This is a genomic window from Brucella tritici, from assembly GCF_008932295.1.
Taxonomy (GTDB): domain Bacteria; phylum Pseudomonadota; class Alphaproteobacteria; order Rhizobiales; family Rhizobiaceae; genus Brucella; species Brucella tritici.
In genome coordinates, this window is the sequence record NZ_WBWA01000025.1 from 1 (window position 1) to 17026 (window position 17026).

Consider the following 17026-nt stretch of genomic DNA (forward strand, 5'->3'; position numbering starts at 1 on the left):
ATCAGATCTGAATGTCCGCCGACATATTTGGTCAGAGAATAGACCGAAAGATCGGCACCATGATCGAGCGGCTTTTGATAGACAGGTCCGAGCAGGGTATTGTCGCAGGCAATGACCGGGCGATGTCCCTGCTTTTGTTCGATTTTTTCCGCGACACGCCGAATGGCCGCAATATCGACGATGCTGTTGGTGGGGTTGGCAGGTGTCTCGATCAGGATCACCGATACACGTCCCTTGCGAACAGCTTCTTCCGCAGCCTGTTCTATCGAGGTTTCGTGCACGCCATCTGCGAAAGCAACGGCTTCGACGCCGAAGTTGAGAAACGTCTTGGCAAGAAGCGTTTCCGTGCCGCCATAAAGCGGTTGCGAATGCAAAATGACATCGCCCGGACGTGCAAAAGCAAACAGCGTTGTGGCGATAGCTGACATGCCAGAAGAAAACAGCGCGCAGCTCTCGGTGCCTTCATAGACCGCGAGGCGGTCTTCAACGATCTCGCTGTTGGGATGGTTGAAACGGGAATAGACGAGACCGGCACCGACACCGGCGGGCGGTTCCTTGCGACCGGAAACGAAATCGAAGAAATCGCGTCCGTCTTCGGCCGTCTTGAAGACAAAAGTCGACGTCAGGAATACCGGTGGCTTGACCGCTCCCTCGGAAAGCTCCGGGTCGTAGCCATAATTGAGCATCTGCGTTTCTGGATGAAGCGGATGATTGCCCAACATGGTCTTTGAAGGCCGTGGCGCAGTCATGAATACCTCCTTGAGAAAATCCTCCCGTCCGTATTCGGACAGGAGGAGCTTAACAGAGGTAATCAGGAATCTTCTTGCGTTGTTATGCCTTTTAGGGAAATCGCTGCGATGCCAGAGGGGCGCCGTTTAGCCGTCGATTACTTGATGACCAGCACTGGCACAGTGCTGAGCGACAGAACTTCCGCAGCCTGACTGCCGAGCAGCAGTTTGTTCACGCCGCGACGACCATGTGAGGCAATGACAATCAGATCGGCATTCCTGGCTTTCGCAGCCTCGACGATACCCTGCGCCGGAGATTGGTTCTCGACATGCACGGCTTCAGCATTGACGCCGATCTCCGTTGCCTTCGCTTTGGCCTTCGACAGGATTTCCGTGGCCGCTTTGGTGATAGCCTCACGATATTCCTGAAACGCCGCCGGGCTTGATGCCCATTCAGCGGCGACCACAATACCATAGGATGGTAGAAGCTCGGTCACGGAAACGAAGATAACCTTCGCACCCGTTTCCTTGGCCAGGGCGACGCCCTGATCGACGCCCTTTTCAGCAAGTTCCGATCCATCGGTTGCGATCAATATGTTCTTGTACATTTGTGTTCTCCTGGCTGCCTGATACTCAATGATGCGCGCCTTACCGCCAGAACGCATTGACGCGGATCAATCGAGCTTTACTCCAAGCTAATACGCAGTCTCCCAATTATGATGGAATTTACTTCTAATTTATATGATTATAAAGAATAAAATTCTAAACTTGATACGACAAGCGCACGTACCCGACTATGCTTTTTCGCAGTTTCCTCTTAAACTTTGCGCGACAAAAGGGAGATCACGCCATGAACAAGCCCCTGAACGAACAGCAAGCCGGTAAAACTGCAGGCCGTGGCCGCGTTTACGATTCCATCCTCGACACGATCGGCAATACGCCGCTTGTGCGCATCGACAAGTTCGCCAAGGAAAAAGGCGTGGAAGCCAATCTTCTGGCCAAGCTGGAATTCTTCAACCCTCTTGCAAGCGTGAAGGACCGTATCGGTCTGGCGCTGATCGAAGCACTGGAGCGTGACGGTCGAGCCGTGCCGGGCAAGACGGTCTTCGTCGAGCCGACCTCCGGCAATACAGGTATTGCGTTTGCGTTTGCCGCTGCAGCCAAGGGCTATCGCCTCGTCCTCACCATGCCGGAAACCATGTCGGTGGAACGCCGCAAGCTTCTCAAGCTTCTCGGCGCGGAACTGGTGCTGACCGAGGGTGCCAAAGGCATGAAGGGCGCTATCGCGGAAGCGGAAGCCATCGCAGAGGGGAATCCGAACGCGATCATCCCGCAGCAGTTCGAAAACCCGGCCAATCCGGAAATTCATCGTCTCACGACGGCAGAGGAAATCTGGAACGACACCAATGGCGAAGCGGATATACTGATCTCCGGCATTGGCACGGGCGGGACGATTACCGGCGTCGGTCAGGTCATCAAGGGACGCAAACCCTCCTTCAAGGTGATCGCAGTGGAACCAAAAGATTCTCCGGTGCTTTCCGGCGGCACACCCGGCCCACACAAGATTCAGGGCATTGGTGCAGGCTTCGCTCCGAAGACGCTCGACACCAGCATCTATGACGAAGTCGTTCAGGTATCGAACGAAGATGCTTTCGCCAATGCACGCCTATTGGCTCGCCTTGAAGGCATTCCGGTCGGCATTTCGTCCGGCGCGGCTCTGACTGCCGCTGTCGAAATCGGCAAGCGCCCGGAAAACGCCGGCAAGAACATCGTCATCATCATTCCATCCTTTGCCGAACGCTATCTTTCAACGGCATTGTTTGAAGGCCTGGAATAATCCGCTGTCACACGCAGTAGCCAAAAAACAAAAGCCAGAGCGGGGAACCGTTCTGGCTTTACTTTTTAGAATGCCGATCCGTTCGTCAAGCAAACGCAGGCTTTAAAGCGCGTTTCGATCGGATCAGATCAGCACTCTAACTTCATATGTTTCGAGCATAATCTTATCCGTCCCCGTTCCACTCCGGTCGGATTATGCTCTAAGCGCTCATATCAATGATGGGTACGCGCGGCGCAAGCCGGGCCTGGTCCGCGCATATAATGGCGCTCGGGCCTGTAGCTCGGTGCGACGAACTCGCGGATGACATTAACGCTGTCACGCAGCTGAACAAGAATGCTCATCGTCTTAACCTTCGTCAAAAACACGCTATTCGGAATGGATGCCCGTCCTGTCCCGACTAACCGGACGCTGAAACGTTGTTCATTTCCGAACATCTTAATGAAAACTTTAACAATCAAAGATGAATAAGCCCTGAACTCTTATGGTTAAGGGTAAGTTAATGGTAAGGATGTTGAAGCTTTTCCACAGGCCACAATTTGTTGCCACAATCGAAAAAGGCCGGTTTGAACCGGCCTTTCATGGGCGAAGGATCGTGAGGCTTATCGCGTCGGAACCGGATGCTCGCCACGATAATCGTAAAAGCCACGGCCCGCCTTGCGCCCCAGCCAGCCTGCTTCGACATATTTGACCAGAAGCGGGCACGGGCGATATTTGGAATCCGCCAGCCCGTCATGCAGAACCTGCATGATGGAGAGGCAGGTATCCAGGCCGATGAAATCGGCAAGCTGGAGCGGGCCCATCGGGTGATTGGCGCCAAGCTTCATCGCCGTATCGATGGCCTCGACGCTGCCGACGCCTTCATAAAGCGTGTAGATGGCCTCGTTGATCATCGGCAACAGGATGCGGTTGACGATAAAGGCCGGGAAATCTTCGGCAACGGTTACCGTCTTGCCAAGCGCAGTCACAAAATCATTCGACTTTCGGAAGGTTTCTTCATCCGTCGCTATGCCGCGCACCAGTTCGACAAGCTTCATAACCGGAACGGGGTTCATGAAATGAATGCCGATGAAGCGCTCCGGACGATCGGTCGTGGATGCGAGACGCGTGATAGAGATCGATGACGTGTTGGTCGCGAGGATCGCTTCCGGGTTCAAAGCCGAGCAAAGCTGTGCGAAAATCTTGCGCTTGACGGTTTCGTCTTCCGTTGCTGCTTCGATAGCCAGATCGACACCCGCCAGATCCGCCATGGAATTTGCCGGACGGATAAGCTTCATCGCTGCAGCGCGCTGATCTTCCAGCAATTTTCCCGAAGCAACCTGTCGCGCCATGTTGCCATTGATGGTGGCGATGCCCTTTTCCAGCCGGTCCGCTGCTGCATCGTGAAGAAGCACATCAAACCCGGCCAGCGCGCATACATGAGCAATACCGCTGCCCATCTGTCCTGCGCCGACCACCCCTACCGTCTTGATTGCCACAGTTATAACTCCTTCATTCAGCCGCTCCACAACAGAAGCTAAGGCCGAGAGCATATGCTCTAACTTTTGTTCTTACGCACTACCCCAGCAAAACCGCTTCGCACTTTTGCTGGGAATGCTTCAATATACCAATTCTGCCTAAGACAGATACAGCCCTCATTCAGCGAAAGCAAAATCAGCGCTTTCGTGCCTGAAGTCCTCAAAAATAAAAAACGGCGGGACCGGCCCGCCGCTTTCTGATCGATTAAAGCGCTTTTTGCAGTTCGGGCAGAACTGTAAAGAGATCACCGACGAGGCCGTAATCCGCGACCTGGAAGATCGGCGCTTCCTCGTCCTTGTTGATCGCCACGATCACGCGGCTATCCTTCATGCCCGCCAGATGCTGGATTGCGCCAGAGATACCGACCGCAATGTAGAGATCCGGTGCGACCACCTTGCCCGTCTGGCCAACCTGCCAGTCGTTCGGTGCATAACCCGCATCGACCGCAGCACGACTGGCGCCAACCGCCGCACCGAGCTTGTCGGCTACAGGCAGGATCACTTCCTGGAACTTTTCGGCAGAGCCGAGTGCACGACCACCCGAGATGATGATCTTAGCCGAGGTCAGTTCCGGACGATCCGAATCCGACAACGCATTGCCAACGAAGCTCGACAGCGCCGGATCGGCAGCCGCATTGACGCTTTCAACGGCAGCCGAACCGCCGTCGCCGGTGGCCTGGAACGAAGCCGTGCGCACCGTGATCACCTTCTTGGCGTCGGTGGACTGCACGGTTTGGATTGCATTGCCTGCATAGATCGGGCGCTTGAACGTATCAGCCGATACGACTTCCATGATTTCCGAAAGCTGCATCACATCGAGAAGCGCTGCCACGCGCGGCAGGATATTCTTGGCCGAGGTCGTTGCCGGAGCAATGATCGTGTCGTAATTTCCTGCCTGTTCCACGATGAGAGCTGCCGTTGGCTCGGCCAGACGGTTTTCCAGTGCATCACTTTCAGCAAGCAGAACTTTACGTACACCTTTGAGCTTGGCGGCTGCATCGGCCGCAGCCTTTGCGCCCTTGCCTGCAACCAGAACATCCACGTCGCCGCCAATCTGGGCAGCCGCCGTCAGCGCCTTCGCCGTCTGGTCGGAAAGGGTTGCATTATCGTGTTCGGCAATAAGAAGAATAGCCATATGTCTTGTCCCTTCCGATTTCTTTACAATACGCCGTCGGCCTTGAGCTTCTCGACCAGTTCGGAAACGGAGCCGACCTTCACACCAGCCTTGCGGCCGCCTGGCTCTTCCGTCTTCAGGACCTTGAGACGCGGCGCAATGTCGGCACCGAAATCAGCAGGCGACTTTTCGTCGAGCGGCTTCTTCTTGGCCTTCATGATGTTCGGCAGCGACGCATAACGCGGCTGGTTCAAACGAAGATCGACCGTGACAATCGCCGGAAGCTTCACGTCGATGGTCTGGAGACCGCCATCAACTTCACGCGTTACCTTGGCCGAACCGTCGCCCAACTCCACCTTGGAAGCAAAGGTTGCCTGGCTCCAGTTGAGGAGCGCCGACAGCATCTGGCCGGTCTGGTTGGAATCGTCGTCGATTGCCTGCTTGCCGAGGAAGACGAGATCCGGCTTTTCCGCATCGACCACGCCCTTCAGAACCTTGGCAACGCCAAGCGGCTCAACCGTTTCGTCCGACTTTACTAGGATCGCGCGATCCGCACCCATGGCAAGTGCGGTACGCAAGGTTTCCTGTGCCTGTGCCGGGCCGACCGAAACCGCGACGATTTCCGTCACCTTGCCAGCTTCCTTCAGACGGATCGCTTCTTCAACCGCGATCTCGTCAAAAGGGTTCATCGACATCTTGACGTTTGCAAGCTCAACGCCCGAACCGTCTCCCTTTACACGGATCTTCACGTTGTAATCGACAACCCGTTTCACTGCGACAAGGACTTTCATCCGCGATTACCTCTTCAATGACTCTTGCAGCACGACTATGCCGCTGTAAACTCCCACCCGCATGTCAAAATCCGACATGAAAGCGGCACCAGCGCAACTTGGGTTATGACGCAAATGCGCTGCCTACCCGCCGGGAACCGGCACGAAACCTAAAGACGGTTGACGTGCACGTCAATTAGGCACGCGCCGCTATATCGATTAAAATCAATTTATTCTGACACGAGGTCATTCCAAAACTGAGCAATTCCACGCCTCCTGTTTTCATGTCGTTTACAAGCGATGCACCATGCTTTAGGTAACGCCTCGCAATCCGGTCGCAGCCTACCCGGTCAAAACAAGGAACCCTGACTTATGAAAACGCTCGTCGTCTGCTCCGGCGGACTCGATTCCGTTTCGCTTGCCTACAGAATAGCAGCGGAACATCAACTCACCGCCCTCCTTTCCTTCGACTATGGCCAGCGCCACAAAAAGGAACTGGATTCAGCCAAAGTCTGCGCCGAAAGGCTCGGCGTTCCCCATCAGGTCATCGACATCACTGATATCGGCGCAAGTCTGACCGGATCCGCACTCACCGACGATGTCGATGTGCCGGACGGACACTATGCCGAAGAAACGATGAGGATCACCGTCGTTCCCAACCGCAATGCGATCATGCTGGCAATCGCATTCGGTGTGGCGGCGGCACAAAAGGCAGACGCCGTAGCCCTTGCCGTACACGGCGGCGATCACTTCATCTATCCTGACTGCCGCCCCGGCTTCATCGATGCTTTCCAGACGATGCAGAACCATGCACTGGACGGATATGCGAACATAAGGCTGCTCGCGCCTTATGTGCACGCATCGAAAGCCGATATCGTTATCGACGGCGCAAAATACGGTACGCCCTTTGCCGCAACGTGGTCCTGCTACAAGGGCGGAGAACACCATTGTGGGCGCTGCGGCACCTGTGTCGAACGACGCGAGGCCTTTTATATCGCGGGCATCGAAGACCCAACGCTCTATGAGGACGCGGATTTCTGGCGCGATGCCGTTGCGCGGAGGAGAGCCTGATGTTTCGCATCACCAAGGAATTTCATTTCTCCGCATCGCATCAGCTAACCGGGTTACCTAAAGATCATCAATGCGCCCGCCTGCACGGTCACAATTATGTCGTGGAGGTCGAGCTCTCGGCTCGCGATCTGAATGAGCACGGTTTTGTCCGTGATTATCACGAGCTGGCGCCGTTCAAGCGCTATATTGATGATTGTTTTGACCACCGCCATCTCAACGATATTCTGGGGCACAACCAGAGCACGGCTGAAACACTCGCCCGGCATTTTTTCGATTGGTGCCATGTCCGCTGGCCGGAAATTTCCGCCGTACGGGTCAGCGAAACGCTCAAAACATGGGCCGAGTACAGACCGTGACGCAAATACGCATCGCGGAAATTTTCGGCCCGACGATACAGGGCGAAGGCGTGCTGATCGGCGAGCCGACGGTTTTCGTGCGAACCGGCGGCTGCGATTATCGCTGCACCTGGTGCGACAGTCTGCATGCTGTCGAAAGCCGCTTTCGTCGCGAGTGGAAGGCAATGAGCGTAGAAGCAATTTGGGATGAAGTGACGGCACTTTCCCGAAACAAGCCTCTGACAGTGTCACTTTCGGGTGGCAATCCGGCCATTCAACCGTTGGGACCCTTGATCAGGCACGGCAAGACCGAAGGCTATCACTTTGCACTGGAAACCCAAGGATCGGTCGCACAAGAGTGGTTTTCCGAGCTCGACACGCTGGTACTGAGTCCAAAAACACCCTCAAGCGGTATGGACGTCGATTTCAATGCGCTCGCCACGTGTGTCGAGGCTGCGGGCAGAGCGCCGCGAACGGTTCTGAAATTCGTCATCTTCGACGATACCGATTACGCATTCGCCAAAGATGTGGCCAGTCAATATTCCGGTCTGCCACTCTATCTTCAACCCGGCAATCACACACCGCCGCCGCCCGAAGCACATGACGCCGCAATCGATATCGACGGTATCATGCGGCGGATGGAATGGCTGGTGGAAAAGGTGATTGCGGATGGCTGGTACGAAGCACACGTCCTGCCCCAGCTCCACGTGCTGATCTGGGGCAACAGGCGCGGTGTCTAAACCAGAGCACATCCCGAAAAGTGTGAAACGGTTTTCGGACAAGATGTGCGTAAAAGTAAACCCTTAGAGCGTCGATCTGATTGAATCAGGTCGACGCTCTAACGATTGGCGCCGGGCACCCAGAGAACGTCCTGCGCACCGTTATCGTTAACGGTTCGCGATGCCACGAACAGGAAATCGGAAAGGCGGTTGATATATTGCAGAGCCTCCACCGAAACGACCTCTCCTTCGACGCGGGCAAGCGCTACCATCAGGCGCTCCGCCCGGCGTGAAACCGTACGAGCAAGGTGCAATGCAGCCGATGCCGCCGAGCCGCCCGGAAGAATAAACGAGCGCAGCTGCTGCAAATGGGCATTGAGGAGATCAATATCGGCTTCCACACGAGAAACCTGCGATGCGACGATGCGCAACGGTTCGTAGGCGAGTGGTTTGCCGTCGTCCGGCGTCGAAAGATCCGCGCCAAGATCGAAAAGATCGTTCTGGATACGGCCCAGCATGGCATCGATTTGCGCATGAGGATTATCTTCGCCGCCGGTGTGAAGGCGCGCCATGCCAATGCAGGCATTGGCTTCATCCACCGTACCATAGGCTTCGACACGCAGGTCCGACTTCAGCCGCCGTGGCCCGCTGGCGAGCCCGGTTGTGCCCTTGTCGCCTGTCCGGGTATAAATCTTGTTGAGCTTGACCATATTTACTGACCGGTTTTCTGGCGAGCGAAATAGATCGCGCCAACGATCAGAACAATGGCAATGAACTGCAGGAAAACGCGCAGCTGCATCATCTTGTTCGAGAAATTGCCGTCACCGCCGCGCATCATGTTGCGCAGACCGATGATCAGAACGACGGCCACAGCAAACATGGCCACCATTGCCGCGCCCTTGAACAGAACGTCCATTTTATTTCCTTCCCATGCGCACTGTTCCTGACCTCATGACTGGTCGGACAGCATCCGGTAAAGCCAGCGTGCAGGCATCAGGCGCCGTGCCAGTGACCCAAGTTTCGCCGGTCTCGTCACCACATAATGCGGACGGGGACGCGGCGCCTCCAATGCATGAAGCAGTACAGCATAGACGGCTTCCGGTCCAAGCTTGTTCTTGGATTTTGTACCGCCGCTTTCCAATTTCGCCATCTGGCGCTGGTAGAGCTCACGATGCACCGAAGCTTCCATATCGATATTGGCTCTGGCGTGACTGGCGGCATTATAGGTAAAGCGGGAAGCAATCGGGCCGGGCTCGATCAGCGACACATCGATACCAGAGCCTTCCAGCTCCATGCGCTGGGCAAGCATCAGCCCCTCAAGCGCGAATTTGGACGCAACATAAGCGCCGCGCCATTTCATCGGAACCAGTCCCAGAATCGACGAACAATGCACGATGCGCCCATGCCCTTGCCGCCGCATGACTGGGATCACGCGCCGCGTAAGGTCATGCCAGCCGAAAAAATTGGCATCAAACTGCTGGCGCAAGGCTTCGACCGGCAAGTCTTCTATTGCGCCGGGCTGAGCATAAGCACCATTATTGAAAAGGGCATCAAGCTTGCCGTCAGTCTGGCGTAACACCTCATCGGCAAGAGCAGCAATCGACTGCGGCTCCGTATAATCAAGATAATGGGCTTCCATTCCCTTTGCCTTGAGTGCCGCAATATCGGCATCCTTGCGGGCGGTCGCAAAAACGCGCCAGCCTTGGCTCTGAAGCGCCTCGGCACAATAGGCGCCGATGCCAGAGGAACAGCCAGTGATGATGATACTGCGTTGTCGATTCTGACCGGAATGTGCCGGAGCCATAGGTTCGTTTCCCGCTGCAATTTCGACAAGCTTGCTTGATTCGGCTCCGGTTTAAAACGGGTCCTGCCCTTGCAATCCGCAGACCGATGCTAGATTTAAGGCCTTGAAACACAGGCTGAACACCTATCGAATACCGACCAAGGCTTTAGGGGACAAATCTGCGGATGCGAAAAATCAAACGTTTTCTCCGTCAGATCACCTATGACGTCATTGGTCATTTCAGTTCCGACGATGGCTGGGCTTTCGCCAGCCATATAGCGCTTTCCGGCCTGATGGCACTGTTTCCGTTCCTCATCTTTGCTACCACGCTGGCGAGCTTTCTCGGCACCAAGGAATTCGCCGATACGGCGGTGCATGTCATCTTCGATATGTGGCCGTCGAATATCGCTGCCCCAATTGCCAACGAAGTGATGAACGTGCTGACCGTGCAGCGCAGTGGACTTCTGACATTGAGCGTGATTGCAGCGGCCTATTTTGCCTCAAATGGCGTCGAGGCGTTGCGCATCGCGCTCAACCGCGCCTATCGCGTCACCGACCAGCGCTCGATCATTTTCTGCCGCCTGCAAAGCCTGGGCTTCGTTCTGGTCGGCACATTGAGCCTGATGGCAATCAGCTTCCTGCTGGTTCTGGCCCCGCTTGCCGTGCGTATTGCCGAACAATGGTTTCCAGATATTGCGCCGTTCACCGGCACGATTGCCTTCTGGCGCTATACGGTGGCTGTGGCGGTTCTGGTTCTGGCACTATTCATGGTGCATATCTGGCTTCCAGCCGGACGACGAAGCCTCGGTGATATCCTGCCCGGCATATTGATCACGCTCATCGCCTGGCTTGCCGCCGCGATGGCCTTTGCAAAATATCTGGAAACTTTCGCCACCTATGTGACGACCTATGCGGGCCTCGCCTCCATCATGGTGGCGATCGTCTTTCTCTATATGCTGTCAGCAATTTTCATCATCGGTGCGGAAATAAACGCCGCGATCATGATTTTTCGCAAGCGCGAACAACAACCCGAGCTTATCGACGTAAAGTAGTCAGTGCAACGCCGAGCGTGGTCACCATCATACCTGCAATCTGGATTGCCGACAGCGTTTCACCAAAAATCAGATAGGCCATGACCGCGGCAGTACCGGGCACCAGATAAAACAGCGATGCGACTTTCGACATGGCGCCTTCGCGGATCATGACGAGAAGAGCCAGAATGGCACCGATGGAAATAGCGAGCGTCAGCCAGACCAGCGCAAAGATCAACGATGGCGACCAGATCATGACCCGCGTTTCAAAGGCGAAGGCGCAGATAGCGGTCAGAATGGCAGCAGCGATATATTGCACCGCCGTCCCAGCCTTGAGATCGCCAGCCGTGCCAAAACGCTTCTGCCAGACAGTGCCAGTGCTGATCGCCACTACGGCCAAGAAAGCCGCCGCAAGACTTTTCGGATCAACGCCGCTGCCCGCCGAAAACTTTGGCCATACAACCATCGCGACACCAATGAAACCGATGAGAAGCCCTGTCCATTGCCGTCCGCTCGGCCGTTCACCCAGAAGAATGGCCGCAATCAGCGTGGTCAGCATCGGCTGAAGCCCGGCCACCAGACCGGACATTCCCGCAGGCAGGCCGTGGTGCACCGCCCAGAACAAGGCGGAAAGATAAACGCCGTGGATGAGACAACCGGCAATCGCCGCATTAAGAAGCACATCGCCCTTGGGCCAGATGCTCCGGCTCGCCAGCGCCCAAAGTGTCATGATGATCGCGGCAATGGAAAAACGCACCGCCATGAAAGTGAACGGTTCGGCATAAGGCATGGACAGCCCTGCACCGATGAAGCCGGTGGCCCAAAGCAGGACAAACATGATGGGGAAGAAACGGGCGGCCATGACATAATTCTCACTTTCGCGGCTCGCCTTATACCGCTTTGCGGCAAACGCCTATCGCATAAAACTGATCGCTGCGTTGAATTTGCCAAATAGCCGCCCGCATTTTATGAAGCGGCATGGACAACGAACCTGAAACCATCCGCATTCTCGTCGATGCCGACGCCTGCCCGGTGAAAGCTGAAATCTATCGCGTGGCGGAACGGCACAATCTGCCGGTCATGCTGGTGGCCAACAGTTTCATTGCCATTCCCCGTGATGCAGAGCGTGTCGAACGGGTTATCGTATCAGACAAGTTGGACGCCGCCGACGACTGGATCGCCGAGAATTCGCGACCGGGTGCAATCGTGATTACCGCCGACATTCCTTTGGCCAGCCGCTCACTCGAGAAAGGCGCCTCGGTGATCGCCCCAAACGGACGGGTTCACACCCAAAGCACGATCGGCAATACGCTTGCGACGCGCAATCTGATGGACAGCTTGCGTTCCGCAGGCGAAGTTACAGGCGGGCCCGCTCCCTTTTCGCCCAAGGACCGTTCGGCATTCCTCTCGGCGCTTGATCTCGCCATCGTCCGGCTGAAACGCGCCGGTTTCATCTCAGGTTGATCGCATTGAGGCGGTGGCGACACCGGCACCGATCAGCAATGTTCCGCCAGCCCGATTGAAAATGCGTAGCGCTCGTTCGCTCGAGAAGAAGCTCCGCGCGCGGGTCGCCAGAAGTGCATAGGCAAAGGCGTTGACGAAAGCGAGCGCAAGGAACGTGCTTTCAAAAACCAGCATCTGGGTCAGGAAATCCCGGTGCGGGCTGAGAAACTGCGGAAGAAAAGCCACGAAAAAGGTAATGCTTTTCGGATTGAGTGCCGTCACCAGCCAGGCATGAACCAGCATCCGCGCCGGATGTATCTTGTCATGCCGCGCACTGGCGTGAAGTGTTCCGCCAGCGCGAAACAATTTTACGCCAAGCCAGATGAGATAGGCGGCACCTGCCCATTTGACGGCGGTGAACACGCTTGCCGAAGCGGCCAATAGCGCACCCACACCAAGCATGGAAAGCGTCATAGCCGTAAAATCCCCCAGCGCAACGCCAACCGCCATCGGGAAAGCCGCTTTCCAGCCCTGACCGAGTGCATATGAAACAACGAGCAGAACAGTCGGCCCCGGAATAATTAGGAGCACGATGGATGCGGCGGAAAATGCAAGCCAGACTTCAAGGCTCATTGGCAACTCCCTCTTTGGGAGAGAAAGCAAGCCACTGATTCTCGATTTTGTCGAGTGTTAGAGTTTCTGAGTGGCGTCGATCAGCTTCGCAGCTTCCGGGCTGTCCCATGGCGCCGGACCGTTCATGGATGCAATCTGGCACCCGTCCTTGTCGACCAGCAGCGTCACCGGAAGGCCAAAGGCCAGGTTCTTGCGCTTCAATTCGTTGAAGCTCGACATGGAAGCGTCCCGGTGCAGGGTCAGATTCTTGATGCCGATTTCGTTCAGAAAGCCTTTGGGCTTGTCATCCGAGCCAGTGTCGATGTTGATTGCGACGACCTCGAAATCAGCGCCGCCTTTTTCGGCCTCGAGCTTGTCGAGAGCGGGCATTTCCTCGCGACATGGCGCGCACCACGTCGCCCAGAGATTGACCAGCAGTGTCTTGCCCTTGAAATCGCCGAGCGTCATCTGCTTTCCGTCCGGGCCTGTGAAAGCAATATGCGAGACAGAAATCGGCTTTTCAGCGGCACGCATCGCCGCCACTCCCCCGGTCGCAGCTGCATCAAGTGCCTTCAGCTTATCTGCCTTCAATACGCACTGCGCCGAAGCTTCATCGGTTTCTGCTGCAACATTCGTCGAAACATTCTGGGTAACCACATTGCCAGAAGGGCGCTCCATCACGTATACCGCCCCAATACCGGCAATGACACCGGCAAGGGCGGCAAGAAGGACGATCTTGCGATTTCCCGATTTCGCCTGCTGTTCGGAATTCGCCTTTTCGTTGTCTTCTGCCATGTCGCGTTACTTCTTTCCAATATTCCGCCAAACCGTCACTCGGGGCATATGAGCATGAGCGAACAAAAATCAAGCAACCAGATGTGGGGCGGCCGTTTTGCCTCAGGGCCCGATGCGATCATGGAAGAGATCAATGCATCGATCGGTTTCGACCGCAAGCTCTATGCGCAGGATATTCAGGGTTCGCTCGCCCATGCAGCCATGCTGGCAAAGACAGGCATTATTGGGGCGGAAGACCATCGGCAAATCGAAAACGGACTGAAAGCCATCCTCAAGGAAATCGAGGACGGCAAGTTCACCTTCTCGCGCAAGCTCGAAGACATTCACATGAACATTGAGGCGCGGCTGGCTGATCTGATCGGCCCGTCTGCAGGACGCCTGCATACTGCCCGCTCGCGCAATGACCAGGTGGCCGTCGATTTCCGCCTGTGGGTGAAGCAGGAACTGGAAAAGACCGCTGCTGCCCTCAAGAATCTTATCGAGGCATTTCTGGAACGCGCGGAAGAACACGCCGCAACCGTGATGCCGGGCTTCACCCATCTTCAGACCGCACAGCCGGTGACCTTCGGTCATCATTGCATGGCCTATGTGGAAATGTTCGGCCGTGATCTGTCGCGTGTACGCGATGCGATTGAGCGTATGGACGAATCACCTTTGGGTGCTGCGGCCCTTGCAGGCACCGGTTTCCCGATCGACCGCCACATGACGGCAAAGACGCTCGGCTTCCGCGAACCGACCCGCAACTCGCTCGACAGCGTTTCCGACCGCGACTATGCGCTGGAATTCCTGTCGCTTGCAGCCATCTGCGCCGGTCATCTGTCGCGTCTTGCGGAAGAAATCGTCATCTGGTCGACGCCGCAGTTCAACTTTGTGCGCCTGTCCGACGCCTTCTCGACCGGCTCGTCGATCATGCCGCAGAAGAAAAACCCGGATGCCGCAGAACTGGTTCGCGCCAAGACCGGCCGCATCAACGGTTCGCTGGTTGCACTTCTGACCATCATGAAGGGCTTGCCACTCGCCTATTCCAAGGACATGCAGGAAGACAAGGAACAGGTCTTCGACGCCGCCGAAAATCTGGAACTTGCCATCGCAGCCATGGCTGGCATGGTGCGTGACCTGACGATCAATGTCGCGTCGATGAAGAAGGCTGCCGGTTCAGGCTATTCCACTGCGACCGATCTCGCCGACTGGCTGGTGCGCGAACTGGGGCTTCCCTTCCGCGAAGCACATCATGTCACCGGTCGCGCCGTCGCTCTGGCGGAAAGCCGCAAGGTCGATCTGTCGAAGCTTTCACTGGAAGAACTGCAATCGATCCATCCAGGCATCACGGATGCGATCTTCGGCTATCTGACGGTTGAGAAATCCGTGAAGAGCCGTCAGTCCTTCGGTGGCACAGCCCCGCAGGAAGTACGTCGCCAGATCCGTTACTGGAAGAAGCGCATTACCAAGGCCTGATAGGCGATCAACATGACGTCATGTGGAATCATGAATTGAACTGATGATTCCACATTTCGGACATTATGAGTTAGATCTAGTGGATTGAATTTGACGTTTGCTCGGCGCTCATATCCGAGGGATGCAAATATCGGAATCAGACCGCTAGAGCATGTCTCCCAAAAGTGGGAACCGGTTTCGGGAGACATGCGTAAAGACAAAACTTAGAGCAAGATCATATATTTCGGGAACCAAAGCTGATGACAGGCCGCTCCGCCATTTCTTCCGTGCTTCTGATCGCCGCGCTCGCGGCCACGCTTGCTGCTTGCGGTCGCAAGGGCCCGCTGGAGCCACCGCCATCTTCGCTGATCACCGACGATCAGGGACACACCAAGCCAAAACCGAAGGAAGACAAGCCGATCATCCTCGACAAGCTGTTGTAAGTTTCTGCTGCAGGGCCTTCCCGTGAATCATTTCGAGTATCGCAACGGCGTTCTTCATGCCGAAAATGTCAGCCTGCCTGAAATTGCTCAGGCCGTTGGAACGCCTTTCTACATCTATTCCCGCGCAACTATCGAGCGCCATTTCCGTGTATTCAGCGAAGCCTTCGCTGACATGGAAACGCTGGTGACCTACGCGCTGAAGGCCAATTCCAACCAGGCTGTGCTGAAAACGCTGGCGAAGCTTGGCGCCGGTGCCGACACTGTTTCGGAAGGCGAGATTCGCCGGGCACTTGCTGCGGGCATCCCGGCCAACAAGATCGTCTTTTCAGGCGTCGGCAAGACCCCACACGAAATGGACTTCGCGCTGGAAGCAGGTATCTATTGCTTCAATGTTGAATCCGAGCCGGAACTGGAAATTCTTTCCGCTCGCGCCGTCAAGACTGGCAAGGTCGCATCCGTATCGCTGCGCATCAATCCTGATGTGGATGCGAAGACCCACGCCAAGATTTCGACCGGCAAATCCGAAAATAAGTTCGGCATTCCGCGCGTCAAGGCGCGTGAAGCCTATGCCCGCGCGGCAAGTCTGCCCGGTCTCGACGTGGTCGGCATCGATATGCATATCGGCAGCCAGATTATCGACCTCGAACCGTTCGACAATGCCTTTGCCCTGATGGCGCAACTGGTCAAGGAATTGCAGGCTGACGGCCACAATATCCGTCACGTCGATGTTGGCGGTGGACTGGGTATTCCTTACCGCACAGATAACACGCCTCCGCCGCTACCCGTCGCCTATGCGGAAATCGTTGCAAAACATATCAAGCCGCTTGGCTTGAAAACCGTGTTCGAGCCGGGCCGCCTGATCGTCGGCAATGCCGGGCTTCTGGTAACGGAAGTGATCTTCGTCAAGGAAGGCGATGCCAAGAACTTCGTCATCGTGGATGCCGCGATGAATGATTTGATTCGTCCCACACTTTACGATGCATTCCACGACATCAAGCCGGTAGCCTTGCCGAAGGATAACGCGCCGCGTATTCGTGCCGATTTTGTCGGTCCAGTCTGCGAAACCGGTGACTATCTCGGCCTCGACCGGGAAGTGGCGAAGCCTGTTCCGGGCGACCTTATCGCCATCTGCACGACGGGCGCTTATGGGGCCGTGCTTTCCAGCACCTATAACAGCCGTCTTCTCATCCCCGAAGTACTGGTTGATGGTGACCGTTATCATGTCGTGCGCCCGCGCCGGACTTATGAAGAACTGCTTGCGCTCGATTCCGTGCCGGAATGGCTATAGGCTTGCGACCATAATTCTCACGGCCCACAATTATCATGGCCCAGATTTATCATGACAAAGCCTCGCCTTTGCCATGATGCGTGTTATCCTGTCAGCCGAACCGAAATCG

Annotated in this window: 21 protein-coding genes; 9 read left to right on the forward strand and 12 right to left on the reverse strand. The window is 55.9% G+C overall.

Translation table 11 applies throughout. The annotated features are described in order from the left end of the window. A partial coding sequence (locus F9K91_RS20070; protein WP_151678574.1) for an aminotransferase class I/II-fold pyridoxal phosphate-dependent enzyme occupies positions 1–749 on the reverse strand: 749 nt, incomplete at its 3' end. A gap of 137 nt (positions 750–886) precedes the next feature. After that, a complete protein-coding gene (locus F9K91_RS20075) occupies positions 887–1336 on the reverse strand; it encodes a universal stress protein (protein ID WP_061344470.1) in 450 nt (149 codons plus the stop codon). A 242-nt stretch (positions 1337–1578) separates the two neighbouring features. Here F9K91_RS20075 and cysK point away from each other — a divergent pair, with 242 nt between their 5' ends. Next, positions 1579–2565, forward strand: coding sequence for a cysteine synthase A (cysK, locus tag F9K91_RS20080; RefSeq protein WP_151555338.1), 987 nt, complete (start codon positions 1579–1581; stop codon positions 2563–2565). 212 nt (positions 2566–2777) lie between these two features. Here cysK and F9K91_RS26590 read toward each other — a convergent pair whose 3' ends face one another. From F9K91_RS26590 to F9K91_RS20095, 4 genes are all read right to left on the reverse strand, one after another. Further along, entirely contained in the window at positions 2778–2906 is a 129-nt protein-coding gene (locus tag F9K91_RS26590; RefSeq protein WP_255362115.1) for a hypothetical protein, read from the reverse strand. A 258-nt stretch (positions 2907–3164) separates the two neighbouring features. Continuing rightward, positions 3165–4040, reverse strand: a complete 876-nt coding sequence (locus tag F9K91_RS20085; protein ID WP_061344472.1) for a 3-hydroxybutyryl-CoA dehydrogenase — start codon at positions 4038–4040, stop codon at positions 3165–3167. A gap of 244 nt (positions 4041–4284) precedes the next feature. Next, complete coding sequence (locus F9K91_RS20090) at positions 4285–5214, reverse strand: electron transfer flavoprotein subunit alpha/FixB family protein (RefSeq protein ID WP_151555340.1); 930 nt, start codon at positions 5212–5214, stop codon at positions 4285–4287. Between the two features lie 23 nt (positions 5215–5237). Then, positions 5238–5984, reverse strand: a complete 747-nt coding sequence (locus tag F9K91_RS20095) for an electron transfer flavoprotein subunit beta/FixA family protein (RefSeq protein ID WP_010657517.1) — start codon at positions 5982–5984, stop codon at positions 5238–5240. A 351-nt stretch (positions 5985–6335) separates the two neighbouring features. Here F9K91_RS20095 and queC point away from each other — a divergent pair, with 351 nt between their 5' ends. Genes queC through queE form a run of 3 tightly spaced genes read left to right on the forward strand, consistent with a single transcriptional unit; the run spans position 6336 to position 8109 of the window. Continuing rightward, positions 6336–7034: a 7-cyano-7-deazaguanine synthase QueC gene (queC, locus tag F9K91_RS20100; RefSeq protein WP_151678575.1), complete on the forward strand. Its 699-nt coding sequence runs from the start codon at positions 6336–6338 to the stop codon at positions 7032–7034. Then, a complete protein-coding gene (gene queD / locus F9K91_RS20105) occupies positions 7034–7390 on the forward strand; it encodes a 6-carboxytetrahydropterin synthase QueD (protein WP_151678576.1) in 357 nt (118 codons plus the stop codon). Before queC ends, queD begins: the two co-directional genes overlap by 1 nt. Beyond that, complete coding sequence (gene queE, locus F9K91_RS20110; protein WP_151555343.1) at positions 7369–8109, forward strand: 7-carboxy-7-deazaguanine synthase QueE; 741 nt, start codon at positions 7369–7371, stop codon at positions 8107–8109. Before queD ends, queE begins: the two co-directional genes overlap by 22 nt. 98 nt (positions 8110–8207) lie before the next feature. Here the strand turns inward: queE and F9K91_RS20115 are convergent, their stop codons facing one another. From F9K91_RS20115 to F9K91_RS20125, 3 genes are read right to left on the reverse strand one after another with little or no spacing between them, the layout of a single operon-like run. Continuing rightward, positions 8208–8798, reverse strand: coding sequence for a cob(I)yrinic acid a,c-diamide adenosyltransferase (locus F9K91_RS20115; RefSeq protein ID WP_151678577.1), 591 nt, complete (start codon positions 8796–8798; stop codon positions 8208–8210). A gap of 2 nt (positions 8799–8800) precedes the next feature. Further along, complete coding sequence (locus F9K91_RS20120) at positions 8801–9004, reverse strand: twin transmembrane helix small protein (protein WP_010657522.1); 204 nt, start codon at positions 9002–9004, stop codon at positions 8801–8803. A gap of 33 nt (positions 9005–9037) precedes the next feature. Further along, positions 9038–9892, reverse strand: a complete 855-nt coding sequence (locus F9K91_RS20125; RefSeq protein ID WP_151678578.1) for an SDR family oxidoreductase — start codon at positions 9890–9892, stop codon at positions 9038–9040. Between the two features lie 164 nt (positions 9893–10056). Here F9K91_RS20125 and F9K91_RS20130 point away from each other — a divergent pair, with 164 nt between their 5' ends. Further along, positions 10057–10923, forward strand: a complete 867-nt coding sequence (locus tag F9K91_RS20130) for a YihY/virulence factor BrkB family protein (protein ID WP_061344479.1) — start codon at positions 10057–10059, stop codon at positions 10921–10923. Here F9K91_RS20130 and F9K91_RS20135 read toward each other — a convergent pair. After that, positions 10907–11764: a DMT family transporter gene (locus tag F9K91_RS20135; protein WP_151678579.1), complete on the reverse strand. Its 858-nt coding sequence runs from the start codon at positions 11762–11764 to the stop codon at positions 10907–10909. The genes F9K91_RS20130 and F9K91_RS20135 overlap by 17 nt on opposite strands. A gap of 116 nt (positions 11765–11880) precedes the next feature. On the opposite strand from F9K91_RS20135, the gene F9K91_RS20140 reads away from it, so the two are divergent. After that, positions 11881–12366 (forward strand): YaiI/YqxD family protein, encoded by a 486-nt coding sequence (locus tag F9K91_RS20140; RefSeq protein ID WP_151678580.1) that lies wholly within the window; start codon positions 11881–11883, stop codon positions 12364–12366. Here the strand turns inward: F9K91_RS20140 and F9K91_RS20145 are convergent. Beyond that, positions 12358–12978, reverse strand: a complete 621-nt coding sequence (locus tag F9K91_RS20145; RefSeq protein WP_151555349.1) for a LysE family translocator — start codon at positions 12976–12978, stop codon at positions 12358–12360. The two genes, F9K91_RS20140 and F9K91_RS20145, sit on opposite strands and share 9 nt — an antisense overlap. 57 nt (positions 12979–13035) lie before the next feature. Then, on the reverse strand, positions 13036–13752 hold the full coding sequence (gene tlpA, locus F9K91_RS20150) for a thiol:disulfide interchange protein TlpA (RefSeq protein ID WP_151555350.1): 717 nt from the start codon (positions 13750–13752) through the stop codon (positions 13036–13038). Between the two features lie 54 nt (positions 13753–13806). On the opposite strand from tlpA, the gene argH reads away from it, so the two are divergent. From argH to lysA, 3 genes are all read left to right on the forward strand, one after another. Continuing rightward, positions 13807–15207: an argininosuccinate lyase gene (gene argH / locus F9K91_RS20155; protein ID WP_151555351.1), complete on the forward strand. Its 1401-nt coding sequence runs from the start codon at positions 13807–13809 to the stop codon at positions 15205–15207. Between the two features lie 239 nt (positions 15208–15446). Next, on the forward strand, positions 15447–15629 hold the full coding sequence (lptM, locus tag F9K91_RS20160; protein ID WP_061344485.1) for an LPS translocon maturation chaperone LptM: 183 nt from the start codon (positions 15447–15449) through the stop codon (positions 15627–15629). 22 nt (positions 15630–15651) lie between these two features. Next, positions 15652–16917 carry a diaminopimelate decarboxylase gene (gene lysA / locus F9K91_RS20165; protein ID WP_151678581.1) on the forward strand — a complete coding sequence of 422 codons (1266 nt, stop codon included), beginning with the start codon at positions 15652–15654 and terminating at the stop codon, positions 16915–16917. Positions 16918–17026 lie beyond the last annotated feature (109 nt).